The organism is Mycobacterium sp. PTI7, from assembly GCF_056679845.1.
Window position 1 is genome coordinate 2,553,128 of the sequence record NZ_CM155252.1, and the last position, 12,524, is coordinate 2,565,651.

Genomic DNA, 12,524 nt, shown 5'->3' on the forward strand with positions numbered 1-12,524 from the left:
TGAGGTATGACGACCACTGCGGACCACCTGCGCAACGCACTCGACGGCCGTTGGCGCGACATGAAGAACCGCATGCGCCAAGAGCTGTCCACCGACGTCTTCAAACCGCACTACACGCCGAACACCGTCATCGCCCGCACGAAGGTCGGCGAGCAGATGCGGATCATGGCGAGCAAGGGTGCGGCCGAGGACGGCTTCAAGAAGGAGCACGGCGGCAACGGCGACGTCGGCGCGGCCGTCACCCAGATCGAGATGCTGGCCATGTCGGACCTTTCCCTGATGGTCAAGGCCGGGGTGCAGTGGGGCCTGTTCGGTGGTGCCATCGAGAACCTCGGCACCGAACGTCACCACGAGGCCTACGTCAAGAAGCTCATCGACCTCGAGGTGCTCGGCTGCTTCGCGATGACCGAGACCGGCCACGGCAGCGACGTCCAAGCGCTCGAGACCACCGCCACCTACGACCCGGAGACCGGCGAGTTCGTCATCGACTCCCCCACCCCGTCGTCGCGCAAGGACTACATCGGCGGCGCGGCCGAGACCGCAAGGGTCGCAGCGGTGTTCGCGCAGCTGATCACCCAGGGCGAGGGGCACGGCGTGCACTGCTTCGTGGTGCCGATCCGCGACGACGAGGGCAACGACCTGCCGGGCGTCACGACGTCGGACTGTCACTACAAGGGCGGCCTGCCCGGCGTCGACAACGGGCGCATCCAGTTCGACCAGGTGCGCATCCCGCGGGACAACCTGCTGAACAAGTACGCCGACGTCGCGGCGGACGGCACCTACACGTCCCCCATCGAGAACCCGGGCCGCCGCTTCTTCACGATGCTCGGCACCCTGATCCGCGGGCGCGTCACCGTCGGCGGCAGCGCCGGCGCGGCAGCGCGCGTGGCACTCGACATCGCGACTCGGTATGCGTTGGAGCGCAGGCAGTTCGAGGCACCCGGCGCCGAGGAGGAGGTGCTGATCATGGACTACCTCGTCCACCAGCGCCGGCTCTTCCCGCTGATCGCGAAGTCGTACGCGCTGCAGTTCGCCCAGAACGAGCTGGTGGCCAAGTGCCACGAACTGCAGACCTCCGACGACCCGGACGCCGAGGAGCAGCGCGAATTGGAGTCCCGCGCTGCGGGCCTAAAGGCCGCCAACACCTGGCATGCCACCCGTGCCATCCAGGAGGCCCGTGAGGCGTGCGGCGGCGCCGGCTACCTCGCCGAGAACCGGCTTATCGCGCTGAAGTCGGACACCGACGTGTTCACCACGTTCGAGGGTGACAACCACGTGCTGACGCAGCTCGTCGCCAAGGAGCTGCTCACCGCCTACGCCGACGACGTCAAGAGCATGAGCCCCGTCGAGTGGGTGCGCTTCGCCGCCAACTTCGCCGGCGAGCGCGTGATGAAGCGCACCGCGGCGCAGACGATCATGCAGACGATCGTCGACACCCGCGAGGACAACGAGGAAGAGGGGTCGCTGTTCAACCGCGGCACCCAGGTGAAGATGTTCGAGGACCGCGAGCAGTACATGCTCGCCTCGGTGGCCCGACGGCTGCAAAACAAGTCGAAGGAGATGTCCCCCTTCGACGCGTTCAACTCCGTCCAGGACCACGTGTTGCACACCGCCGAGGTGCACATCGACCGGATCATCCTCGAGGCGTTCGTCGCCGGCATCGCGACGTGTGAGGACGACAAGGCCCGCGAGGTCCTCGAGCTGGTCTGCGACCTCTACGCGCTCACGGTGATCGAGGCCGACAAGGCGTGGTTCGTGGAGCACCGCTTCCTGTCGACCGAGCGGGCGAAGGCCGTCACCCGCGGCATCAACGACCGGTGCCGCAAGCTCCGGCCGCACGCGCAGCTCCTCGTCGAGGGCTTCGGCATCCCCGAGCAGCTGCGCTACGCCGAGATGCTGCACCCCGAGCACATCCCGGACGCCGACGAGCACCAGGAGATGGACGCCGTCAGCTCCGGCACCATCGAGGCGAAGTAGCCCTCAGCACGTCCACACTGCGGTCAGATCGCGATCCCCACGGGATTCGCGGCCTGGCCGCAGTGTCGCGTCGTGGGGACGATCAGGGGCCGGGGATCGGGTCCAGGGCCACGAGCCCGTCGTCCGCCCGGAACCGCACGGTGCCGATTCCGGTCGGGCAGCAGGCCTGATCGCCGCCCTGGCGCCACTGGTACTGCACGGTGACGGTGTCGGTGCCGGAGGTCACCACGGCGATGTAGGGCCGTGGGTCCGGCGTGGGCGTGCCGATGGGCGTCTGGTGGTCGAAGAACAGCACCTGGCCGGGCGCGTCGGCGGCCGGCGCGGACGAGGCGACCTGCACCCAGTACAGCCGGCAGTCGGTGGTGTTGCCGCGCGCCGACTCCCGCCACTGCGCATCCGCCGGCAGCGTTCCGATGGCCGCCTCGACGACGGCGCGCGGCGGCCCCTCGGCGGCCGTACAGGTGTTGGGCTCGGCCTGGTTGCCGCTCGGGGGGCTCCAGCCGCACCCGGCGACCACCAGTGCCGCGGACGACACGGCGATCGATCGAAGGGCTCGCATGACCGCGAGCCTACGTGTGGCTCCCCCGCCTGGACTCGAACCAGGAACCGTCCGATTAACAGTCGGAAGCTCTGCCAATTGAGCTACAGGGGACTACCCGTCGGAGCGGGCGAATCTGCCCGCGAACCGAGGCATGACTCTAGCGCACGAGGCGCCGATCGTAGACATCGGGGAGGTGGAACACCTGGGGCCGACCGCAGTTGGCGATGTGAGGCAGGATGGAAACCGACGCCCCGTCCCGAAAGGAGTCACGTGATCCGCTTCGCCGCCGTGCTGGCAGCCGGCTACGTATTGGGTTCGAAGGCGGGCCGACGCCGCTACGAGCAGATCTCCGGCACGTACCGGGCCGTCACCGAGAGTCCGAAGACGAAGGCCGTCATCGACGCGGGTCGCCGCAAGGTGGCCGAGCGTCTGTCGCCCGACCCGCAGATGGTGAAGATGACGCCCATCGACGCCACCACCTCGGTGCTGGAACCCGAGGATCCCAGCCGTCGCTGACTAGCGGCTGGACCCGATGCCCTGCGTCCAGGTGGTGCCCGGGAGCAGGCTGCCGGTGGTCACGCCGATGCCGCCGCCGGGCAGGCTGCCCGCGTTGGGGCCGTAGATGCCGAGGTCGGGTGTGCCGACGTTGACGCCGTTGCCGTTCGAGTAGGACAGGCAGATGCCGTCCTCCTTGTTGCCGTACCACGACAGGCACGGCGGTCCTGCGGACTCGGTGGCCTCGACACTGGTCAGTGCGACGGCGATCGGTGCGGCCACGGCGGCGACGGCGAGTGCGCCAGCGGCGACGAGGCGGGGTGCACGGATGCTCATGGATGACCTTCCAGTGGACGACAGCAGGTTCACCTTAACGTGATCGTCGCGGACCTGCACCGGCGTTACGCGGTGAGGTCGTCGCCGCTCGCCCGTTCGATGAGGCTCTTGCGATACGTCTCCAGCGCGATCAGGTCGCCGTAGAGCGCGTGGAACTCGTCGCTGTGGTCCACCGACGACATGCGGTGCAGCTTCGACTTCATCTCCGCGATCTGCCTGCCCACCCAGACCTCCTGCTGACGGGCCAGCACGCCGCCGATGTAGCGGACCAGCCGCTCGTCGTCCACGACGTTGATGGCCTCGACGCTCAGCTCGTTGATGAGGCTCGACAACTCCGGGGTCGGGACCTTCTCGCGGACCGCCTCGATCCAGTCGGCGCCCGACAGCCCGGTGGAGGTGCCGCCCGCGGCGCGGATCGCGGCGTGCACCCCGACGTACGCGGGATGGGTGAAGCTCTCGGGGGTCAGCGAGTCGAAGACCGGGCCGGCGATCGCCGGGTACTGCAGCGCCCCCTTCAGCGACTCCCGCTGCGTCCACAGCGTCGGGTCGCGCGGGTCGGGCCGCGACACCGGCGTCACCGTGGGCCGCGCGCGGGTGGTCGTCTCGCCGCGGCGACCGGACGGGCGGCCACCGGAACGGCCGGCGTCCTCGCGGACGCGGGCGATCACCTGGGCGACGTCCTCCCAGCCGACCCACCCGGCGAGCTGCCGGGCGTACTCGTCGCGCAGCGAGGGGTCCTTGATCTTGGCCACCATCGGCACGCAGCGCCGGAGCGCCGACACGCGGCCCTCGGCGCTGTCCATGTCGTGCTCGGCGAGGGCGGTGCGGATGACGAACTCGAACAACGGGGTTCGCCGGGCCACCAGGTCGCGCAGGGCGCCGTCGCCGGACTTGAGCCGAAGGTCGCAGGGGTCCATGCCGTCCTCGGCGACCGCCACGAACGACTGACCGGCCAGGTTCTGCTCGCCCTCGAACGCCTTGACCGCCGCCGCACGGCCCGCGGCGTCGCCGTCGAACACGTAGATGAGTTCGCCGCGGAAGAAGTTGTCGTCCATCATCAGTCGGCGCAGCATCGACAGGTGCTCGTCGCCGAACGCGGTGCCGCAGGACGCCACCGCCGTCGTCACGCCCGCGAGGTGCATCGCCATCACGTCGGTGTAGCCCTCGACCACCACCGCCTGGTGCCCGCGCGCGATGTCCCGCTTGGCGAGGTCCAGGCCGAACAGCACGTTCGACTTCTTGTAGAGCACCGTCTCCGGCGTGTTGACGTACTTCGCCTCCATGTGGTCGTCGTCGAACAACCGTCGGGCGCCGAAGCCGATGACCTCACCGGTCGAGATGCGGATGGGCCACAGCAGCCGTCGGTGGAAGCGGTCCATCGGACCCCGCTTGCCCTCGCGGGACAGGCCGGCGGCCTCGAGTTCCTTGAACTCGAAACCCTTGCGCAGCAGGTGCTTGGTCAGCGTGTCCCAGCCCGACGGGGCGAAGCCGCAACCGAAGAGCTTCGCGGACTCGGCGTCGAAGTTCCGGTCGAGCAGGTACTGCCGGGCGGGCGCGGCCTCCGCCGACGTGAGCGTCTCGGCGTAGAACTCCTGCGCGGCGGCGTTGGCGGCGATCAGGCGGCTCCTGCTGCCGCGGTCGCGCTGCACGTTGGTGGTCGACCCGCCCGTGTACGTGACGGTGTAGCCGATCCGGTCGGCCAGCATCTCCACCGACTCCACGAAGCTGACGTGTTCGATCTTCTGCAGGAAGGCGTAGACGTCGCCGCCCTCGCCGCAGCCGAAGCAGTGGAAGTGGCCGTGGTTGGGCCGGACGTGGAACGACGGCGACTTCTCGTCGTGGAAGGGGCAGAGACCCTTCAGCGAGTCGACGCCCGCGCGGCGCAGCTGTACGTAGTCGCCGACGACGTCCTCGATGCGAATGCGTTCACGAATGGCCGCGATGTCGCGATCTGGGATGCGGCCGGCCACCGGGTCAGTCTAGTGGCCGCGGCGAGCGCGCCTCGTGGACTCTTTCCAGCCGCCCCTCGGTGTAGGAGGCGATCTGATCGATGACGACGCGCAGCCGCGCCCCGTCGTCCTCGGCGGCGTCGAAGTCGGGTGCGAACCGGGGGTCGAGGCTGCCCGGCGCCTGCCCCCACAGCGCGAGGGCCACCTCGTGGATGCGGGTCCGTTGATCGGCCTGCAGCCGCAGATGGCCGTGGTCGGACATGATGAACTGCAGCGCCAGCATCTTGAGCACCGCCACCTCCGTGCGCACCACGGTGGGCACGGCCAGCTCGGTGTCGAAGCGGCGCAGCGTGCCGTCACCGGCGACCGCCCTGGTCTCGGAGATCGCCGCGTTGGCGAACCGGCCGACGAGTTCACTGGTCATCCGCTTGAGGGCGACCGACGCGGCCAGGGTGCCGTCGTACTTGCCGACGGCGGCGACCACCGGCACCCTCGACAGCCGCTCGGCGGCGGCCCGCAGGTCGTCGAGGGCGAGCGTCGGGAAGGCGGAGGCCCCGAGCCGGGCCAGCGAGTCGGCGGCGTCGGCGTCGGCGAGCACCCGCAGGTCGATGCGACCGGAGACCACGCCGTCCTCGACGTCGTGCACGGAGTAGGCGACGTCGTCGGCCCAGTCCATGACCTGCGCCTCGAGGCAGGGCCGCTCGGCGGGGGCGCCCGCACGCACCCACTCGGCCGCGGCGAGGTCGTCGTCGTAGAAGCCGAACTTCTTGCGCTCCCCGATCCGCTGCCACGGGTACTTCGCCACCGCGTCGAGCGACGCCCGGGTCAGGTTGAGGCCCGCGGAACGACCATCGCCGTCAAGCACTTTGGGTTCCAGCCGGGTGAGGATGCGAAAGTTCTGCGCGTTGCCCTCGAAGCCGCCGAACGGCCGGGCGATCTCGTCGAGTGCCCGTTCGCCGTTGTGCCCGTAGGGCGGATGGCCGATGTCGTGGGCGAGACCGGCGAGGTCGACGAGGTCGGGATCGCAGCCGAGGCCGATCGACATGCCGCGGCCGATCTGCGCGACCTCCATCGAGTGGGTGAGGCGCGTCCGCGGCGTCTCGCCCTCGCGCGGCCCGACGACCTGGGTCTTGTCCGCAAGCCGTCGGAACGCGGCGCTGTGCAGGACGCGCGCCCGGTCGCGGGCGAAGTCGGTGCGGCCGACGTCGACGGTGCCCGGCAGGACAGCACCCTTCGGCGCTTCGACGACCAGGCGCTGTCGGTCGAAGTCGTCATACGGGTCGTCGCGTGTGGTGGCCACCGGTGCACAGTCTGCCAGGGCCGATCTCACCGGCCGCCGACCCGTGCCCACTAGATTGGGCACATGCGCAGGATGTTCCGCGGCACCCGGTTACTCGCCCTGCTCCTGACCGCAGTGTTCGCGGCGCTGCTGACCGGTCCGGTCGCGCCGACGGCCTCGGCCACTCCCCCGCAGCGGCTCGCCGACTACGTCACCGACGACGCGGGCGTGCTCGGTGGCGGGCAGCTGAACGAGGTCCGCCGTGCGGTCGACGACCTCTACACCACCCGGCGGGTCCGGCTGTGGGTGGTGTACGTCGACTCGTTCTCGGGCCAGACCGCCGAGACGTGGACGCGAAACACCATGCGGATCAGCGACTTCCAGGAGGAGGACGCGCTGCTCGCCGTGGCGACCGGCGACCGTGCCTACGCGCTGCTGGTGCCCGACGCGGCCGCGGGCGGAGTCGACGTGGACACGCTGCGCCGCAACGAGGTCGAGCCCGCGCTGCGGCAGGGCAACTGGGCCGGTGCGGCGGTCGCCGCCGCGCAGGGCCTCGACCAGACCGGCTCCACCGGCGGCGGCGTCAGCTGGGTGGCCGTGGTGGTGATCCTCGTGGTCGTCGGCGTCGCGCTGCTCGGTCTGCTGCTGTGGCGGCGCCGGCGACAGCGGGCGCGCCGCGAGGCCGAGTATGCGGCGGCCCAGCGCGTCGACCCCACCGACCCCGCCGCGCTGGCGACGGTGCCCGTGGAGGCGCTCGACGAGTTGTCCCGCACGATCGTGGTCGAGGTCGACAACGCCGTGCGCACCAGCGAGAACGAACTCGCGTTGGCCGTCGAGGAATTCGGCGAGCGCGACACCGCCCCGTTCACCGCGGCCGTCGCCGCCGCGAAGAAGACGCTGTCGCAGGCGTTCAACGCGCGCCAGATCCTCGACGACGCCGTGCCCGAGACCCCGCAGCAGCGCCGCGACCTCCTGACCCGCGTCGTGGTGGCCGCCGCCAGGGCCGACCGCGAACTCGATGCGCAACGCGAGGCGTTCCAGGGGCTGCGCGATCTGATCATCAACGCGCCCAGCCGCCTCGACGCGCTGACGCAGGCGATGGTCGACCTGACCGCGCGTCTCGAACCGGCGGAGCAGACCCTGACGTCGCTGCGCGCGCAGTTCCACGAGTCGGCGCTGACGTCGATAGTCAGCAACGTCGACGTCGCGCGGCAGCGGCTCGAGTTTGCCGACCAGAACATCGACACCGCACGGACACTCGTCGCCAAGCCCGCCGGTCGGCAGGGCGGGCTCGTCGACGCGATCCGCGCCGCCGAGTCGGCACTCGGGCAGGCGCGGATGACGCTGGACGCCGTCGACAGCGCGAGCACCGACATCAACCGGGCCGTCGCCGGACTGCCCGAGGAGATCGCCGACGTGCAGAACGGCATCCGGCACGCGGACGAACTGCTCGCCCAGCCGTCGGTCCCCCGCGCCGGCGAACTACGCGCGGCCCGCGACGCGGCGACGGCGGCGGTCGCGAAGGCGCAGGCCACCGGCAACGCCGACCCTCTCGGCGCGTTCACCGACCTGACGAAGGCCGACGCCGAACTCGACCGGTTGCTCGACACCGTCACCGAGGAGCGCGAGACCGCCGAACGGCTGAGCCGGGCGTTCGACCAGGCGCTGTTCAGCGCGCAGTCGCGGGTCCGCGCGGTGTCGGACTACGTCGACACCCGCCGCGGCAGCGTCGGCCCCGAGGCCAGGACGCGACTGTCCGAGGCCGTCCGCCAGCTCGAGGCGGCGCAGGCGAAGCGCACGACCAACCTGCCCGACGCGATCGCCCATGCCAACGGCGCCGCGATGCTGGCCGAACAGGCGCAGACGCTGGCCAACGTCGACGTGAACAACGCGCAGCAGGCCTACGTGGGCCGCTACGGCGGTGGTGGTGGCGGTAGCAACACCGGCGCGATGATCGGCGGCATCATCATCGGCAACATCCTGTCCGGCGCGCTGCGCGGCGGGCTCGGCGGCAGCTCGGGCGGCGGCGGGTGGAGTTCGACGTCGTTCGGCGGGTCCGGCGGCGGCTTCAGCGGCGGCGGCGGCCGCTTCTAGCCACTGCTTGGGCTCCGGCTTGGGTCGGGGGTCGTCTTCTTTCGCGAGCGTGCGTGTCTGCGGGCGACACGCCGGTTGAGAACCGGAGTTTCCGCACGCTCGCGACGCGGGTGATCGATCCCCAGACACGACTTCATCCCCAGATCGTCGTCAGGGGCTGGTGACGGTCGCCGGGTGCGACCGACGATCTCGACGTGATCGACGACGTGACACGACTTCTCGACGCGCAGGGCGGCGTGGCGGGCAGCGGACAACTGCTCGCGCTGCTGACCCGCAGTCAGCTCGACCGGCGCATCGCGCGCGGTGATCTGGTCAAGGTGTGGCCGGGTGTCTATGCGGCACGCGAACCCGACGACGACCTTCGCCTCCGGGGGCTCGACCTCCGCGCCGGTGAGCACGTGGCGATCTGCCTCGGCACCGCGGCGGCGGCGTTCGGCTTCGACACCGAGGAGGACGTCGACCTGCACGTTCTGAATCCGGTTCGTCACCAGCTCCGCAACTCCGACGGGTTGATCGTTCATCGCCGCGACGGGGCGCCGCTGACCCGGATCGAGGGCCGGCGTGCGACGACGCCGGCCTGGACGGCTGTCGAGGTGGCTCGCGGACTCCGCCGCCCGCGGGCGCTCGCAACATTGGACGCCGCGCTACGGTCCGGCACGTGCAACCGGCAGGACCTGCACATGGCCGCCGTCGCGCAGTTCGGGCGCCGCGGCATCGTGCACACCCGGGAACTCGTCGAGCTGGCCGATCCGCGCGCGGAGTCCCCGATGGAGAGCGAAGCGCGATTGATGATGCTCGACGGCGGATTGGTCTGTCCCGAGCTGCAATTCGAGGTGATCGACCGTTCGGGCCGGGCGTGGCGATTGGACTTCGCGTGGCCCGACCGGAAGGTCGCCGTCGAGTTCGACGGCTTCCAGTGGCACAGCGACCCGGACGCGCTGCGGCGGGACCGGCAGAAGCGGGCGGCGCTGCTGGACATGGATTGGTCGGTGATGTCGATCGTCGCCGACGACGTCAGGAAGCGTCCCTACGACACGGCGCTGAACATCCGGTACGAGCTGACGCGGCGGCGCGCGGCGTGAGCGTGCGCGAACTCGGGTTCCTGCCCGGCGTGTCGCCCGCAGACACGCACGCTCGCCGAAGGAGGGGACCCAGAGAAAGCCGGGCCGGCTAGCAGCCCTTGAGGCGGACGGCGAGGTAGTCGCTGACCGCGTCGATCGCGACGCGCTCCTGGGTCATCGCGTCGCGCTCGCGCACCGTGACGGCGTGATCCTCGAGCGAGTCGAAGTCCAGCGTCACGCAGAACGGCGTGCCGATCTCGTCCTGGCGGCGGTAGCGCCGGCCGATCGCGCCCGCGTCGTCGAAGTCGACGTTCCACGTCCGGCGCAGCTCTGCGGCGAGGTCGCGCGCCTTCGGCGACAGGTCGGCGTGCCGGGACAGCGGCAGCACCGCGGCCTTGACCGGCGAGAGCCGCGGGTCGAGTCGCAGCACCGTGCGCTTGTCGACGCCGCCCTTGGCGTTGGGAGCCTCGTCCTCGGTGTAGGCGTCCACCAGGAACGCCATCAGCGAGCGGGTCAGACCGGCGGCCGGCTCGATCACGTACGGCGTGAACCGGGTGTCGCTGGCCTGGTCGTAGAACGACAGGTCGTTGCCGGAATGCCGTGAGTGGTTGGCCAAGTCGTGGTCGGTGCGGTTGGCGATGCCCTCGAGTTCGCCCCACGGATTGCCCTGGAAGCCGAACTTGTACTCGATGTCGACGGTGCGATCCGAGTAGTGCGCCAGCTTCTCCTTCGGAGTCTCGTACAGCCGCAGGTTCTCCGGGTCGATGCCGAGGTCGACGTACCACTGCATCCGGGCGTCGATCCAGTACTGGTGCCATTCGGGCGCCGTCGACGGCTCCACGAAGAACTCCATCTCCATCTGCTCGAACTCGCGCGTGCGGAAGATGAAGTTGCCGGGGGTGATCTCGTTGCGGAAGCTCTTGCCGATCTGGCCGATGCCGAACGGCGGCTTGCGCCGCGACGTGGTCACGACGTTGGCGAAGTTGACGAAGATGCCCTGCGCGGTCTCGGGGCGCAGGTAGTGCAGACCCTCCTCGGTCTCGATCGGGCCGAGGTAGGTCTTGAGCATCATGTTGAAGTCGCGCGGTTCGGTCCACTGGCCGGGGTCGCCGGTCTCGGGGTCGCGGATGTCGGCGAGCCCGTTCGGCGGCGGCTGGCCGTGCTTGGCCTCGTACGCCTCGAGCAGATGATCTGCGCGGTAACGCTTGTGGGTGATCAGCGACTCGACGAGCGGATCGTTGAACGTCTCGACGTGGCCGGAGGCGACCCACACCTCGCGGGGCAGCACGATCGCGCTGTCCAGGCCGACGACGTCGTCGCGGCCGGTGACGACCGACTTCCACCACTGCCGCTTGATGTTCTCCTTGAGTTCCACGCCCAGTGGGCCGTAGTCCCAGGCCGACCTCGTGCCCCCGTAGATCTCGCCGGACTGATAGACCAGGCCACGGCGTTTCGCCAGGTTCGCAACGGTGTCGATGATGGATGCCACGAGTGGACAGCCTAGTCAGATCGCCCGCAGCGGTCACGGCGGCGTTGACATGCACGAGCGCGCATGTATCCTTGCGTCATAATGAAAACGGTTTCCAGTTTGGCAGACCACTCCGACGACGCGCACACCCACCACGCGCACGACGGAGCACCGCCGCTCGCGCTCCCCCCGCGCGAGGTCCTCGACTCGGCCGGCGAACTCTTGCGGGCGCTCGCCGCCCCCGTCCGGATCGCGATCGTGCTGCAGCTCCGCGAGTCGTCGCGCTGCGTGCACGAACTCGTCGACGCGCTCGGCGTCCCGCAGCCGCTGGTCAGTCAGCACCTGCGGATCCTCAAGGCCGCGGGCGTCGTCTCCGGCGAGCGGTCCGGCCGCGAGGTGCACTACCAACTGGTCGACCACCACCTCTGCGACATCGTGCTCGCGGCCGTCGACCACTCCGAGGAGGACCGCGCGTGACGGGCGTCGCGGTCCGCTCGACCAAGCAGCGCGCCGCCATCGCCGCGCTGCTCGAACACGTCGACGAGTTCCGGTCGGCCCAGGAGTTGCACGACGAACTGCGCAAGCGCGGCGAGGGCATCGGCCTCACCACCGTCTACCGCACCCTGCAGACGATGGCGGCGTCCGGCCAGGTGGACACCCTGCGCACCGACACCGGCGAATCCGTCTACCGCCGCTGCTCGGAACACCATCACCATCACCTGGTCTGCCGGGGATGCGGCACCACCATCGAGGTGCAGGGCGGGGCCGCCGAGAAGTGGGCCGCCGACGTCGCACGGGAACACGGCTTCACCGACGTCACCCACACCATCGAGATCTTCGGGGTCTGCGCGGGCTGCGTACCTACGTCGTGAGGTCGGCGCGCACGTCGATCCCGGCCGACAGCACCAGCAGCACCAGCGTCCGCAACGCGTCGTCGGTGAGCCCAGCTGCGGGAAAGTTGTAGCGCAGCAACACGTCCGCGACCTTCTTGACGCTCGATCGCCGCTTCGCCGACGCGGTCGAGGAGCCGTTGACCGGGGCCTCGACGAGCTTCTCCACCAGCACCACGGACCCGAGCATCGTCCTGCCGGCGTGCGCCGTGACGCGCTCCCGGGTCTTGTTCGTCAGCGGCAGATCCCACGCCAGCGGCTGGGTCAGCGACACCATCTCCAGGCCGTCGGCGATCATCAGGACCCGCAGCGACGCGACGGTCCCCTCGTGGGCGACCGTCAACCCCTCGTCGTCCTCGTCCAGCACGGTCATCACCTCGCCGAGCACCGACGCCAGACGCTGTCGCAGGTCGCTCGTCATTCGGCTCTGCCGC

12 protein-coding genes and 1 tRNA gene are annotated in these 12,524 nt (G+C 70.1%); 6 read left to right on the forward strand and 7 right to left on the reverse strand.

Going from position 1 to position 12,524, the window contains the following annotated elements:
- Positions 1-6: 6 nt before the first annotated feature.
- Complete coding sequence (locus tag AC1MEY_RS12300) at positions 7-1,977, forward strand: acyl-CoA dehydrogenase family protein (RefSeq protein ID WP_480230890.1); 1,971 nt, start codon at positions 7-9, stop codon at positions 1,975-1,977.
- An 82-nt stretch (positions 1,978-2,059) separates the two neighbouring features.
- Here the strand turns inward: AC1MEY_RS12300 and AC1MEY_RS12305 are convergent, their stop codons facing one another.
- Positions 2,060-2,536 (reverse strand): LppP/LprE family lipoprotein, encoded by a 477-nt coding sequence (locus tag AC1MEY_RS12305; protein ID WP_480230891.1) that lies wholly within the window; start codon positions 2,534-2,536, stop codon positions 2,060-2,062.
- Positions 2,537-2,553: 17 nt separating this feature from the next.
- Positions 2,554-2,629 (reverse strand) — tRNA-Asn (locus AC1MEY_RS12310).
- 159 nt (positions 2,630-2,788) lie between these two features.
- On the opposite strand from AC1MEY_RS12310, the gene AC1MEY_RS12315 reads away from it, so the two are divergent.
- The gene (locus tag AC1MEY_RS12315) at positions 2,789-3,034 is read left to right on the forward strand and encodes a hypothetical protein (protein ID WP_480230892.1); all 246 of its coding nucleotides are present in this window, start codon (positions 2,789-2,791) and stop codon (positions 3,032-3,034) included.
- Here AC1MEY_RS12315 and AC1MEY_RS12320 read toward each other — a convergent pair whose 3' ends face one another.
- The 3 genes from AC1MEY_RS12320 to AC1MEY_RS12330 all read right to left on the reverse strand — a co-directional run bounded on the left by AC1MEY_RS12320 (position 3,035) and on the right by AC1MEY_RS12330 (position 6,598).
- Positions 3,035-3,349, reverse strand: coding sequence for a DUF7155 family protein (locus AC1MEY_RS12320; RefSeq protein ID WP_480230893.1), 315 nt, complete (start codon positions 3,347-3,349; stop codon positions 3,035-3,037).
- A 65-nt stretch (positions 3,350-3,414) separates the two neighbouring features.
- The gene (dnaG, locus tag AC1MEY_RS12325) at positions 3,415-5,319 is read right to left on the reverse strand and encodes a DNA primase (RefSeq protein WP_480230894.1); all 1,905 of its coding nucleotides are present in this window, start codon (positions 5,317-5,319) and stop codon (positions 3,415-3,417) included.
- A gap of 4 nt (positions 5,320-5,323) precedes the next feature.
- Positions 5,324-6,598, reverse strand: coding sequence for a deoxyguanosinetriphosphate triphosphohydrolase (locus AC1MEY_RS12330; protein WP_480230895.1), 1,275 nt, complete (start codon positions 6,596-6,598; stop codon positions 5,324-5,326).
- 63 nt (positions 6,599-6,661) lie between these two features.
- On the opposite strand from AC1MEY_RS12330, the gene AC1MEY_RS12335 reads away from it, so the two are divergent.
- A complete protein-coding gene (locus tag AC1MEY_RS12335; protein WP_480230896.1) occupies positions 6,662-8,671 on the forward strand; it encodes a TPM domain-containing protein in 2,010 nt (669 codons plus the stop codon).
- Positions 8,672-8,865: 194 nt separating this feature from the next.
- Complete coding sequence (locus AC1MEY_RS12340; RefSeq protein ID WP_480230897.1) at positions 8,866-9,753, forward strand: hypothetical protein; 888 nt, start codon at positions 8,866-8,868, stop codon at positions 9,751-9,753.
- A gap of 88 nt (positions 9,754-9,841) precedes the next feature.
- Here AC1MEY_RS12340 and AC1MEY_RS12345 read toward each other — a convergent pair whose 3' ends face one another.
- Positions 9,842-11,221, reverse strand: coding sequence for a glycine--tRNA ligase (locus AC1MEY_RS12345; protein WP_480230898.1), 1,380 nt, complete (start codon positions 11,219-11,221; stop codon positions 9,842-9,844).
- Positions 11,222-11,302: 81 nt separating this feature from the next.
- Here AC1MEY_RS12345 and AC1MEY_RS12350 point away from each other — a divergent pair, with 81 nt between their 5' ends.
- Positions 11,303-11,677 (forward strand): ArsR/SmtB family transcription factor, encoded by a 375-nt coding sequence (locus AC1MEY_RS12350; RefSeq protein WP_480230899.1) that lies wholly within the window; start codon positions 11,303-11,305, stop codon positions 11,675-11,677.
- The gene (locus AC1MEY_RS12355; protein WP_480230900.1) at positions 11,674-12,072 is read left to right on the forward strand and encodes a Fur family transcriptional regulator; all 399 of its coding nucleotides are present in this window, start codon (positions 11,674-11,676) and stop codon (positions 12,070-12,072) included. Before AC1MEY_RS12350 ends, AC1MEY_RS12355 begins: the two co-directional genes overlap by 4 nt.
- Here AC1MEY_RS12355 and AC1MEY_RS12360 read toward each other — a convergent pair.
- Positions 12,062-12,511, reverse strand: coding sequence for a hypothetical protein (locus tag AC1MEY_RS12360; RefSeq protein WP_480230901.1), 450 nt, complete (start codon positions 12,509-12,511; stop codon positions 12,062-12,064). The genes AC1MEY_RS12355 and AC1MEY_RS12360 overlap by 11 nt on opposite strands.
- Positions 12,512-12,524 lie beyond the last annotated feature (13 nt).

What these genes read in the sequence shown, in the direction of transcription:
- AC1MEY_RS12350 (WP_480230899.1), top strand. Translation starts at nt 11,303, where the DNA reads ATGAAAACGGTTTCCAGTTTGGCAGACCACTCCGACGACGCGCACACC.
- AC1MEY_RS12360 (WP_480230901.1), bottom strand. Translation starts at nt 12,511, where the DNA reads ATGACGAGCGACCTGCGACAGCGTCTGGCGTCGGTGCTCGGCGAGGTG.
- AC1MEY_RS12335 (WP_480230896.1), top strand. Translation starts at nt 6,662, where the DNA reads ATGCGCAGGATGTTCCGCGGCACCCGGTTACTCGCCCTGCTCCTGACC.
- AC1MEY_RS12320 (WP_480230893.1), bottom strand. Translation starts at nt 3,349, where the DNA reads ATGAGCATCCGTGCACCCCGCCTCGTCGCCGCTGGCGCACTCGCCGTC.
- AC1MEY_RS12300 (WP_480230890.1), top strand. Translation starts at nt 7, where the DNA reads ATGACGACCACTGCGGACCACCTGCGCAACGCACTCGACGGCCGTTGG.
- AC1MEY_RS12305 (WP_480230891.1), bottom strand. Translation starts at nt 2,536, where the DNA reads ATGCGAGCCCTTCGATCGATCGCCGTGTCGTCCGCGGCACTGGTGGTC.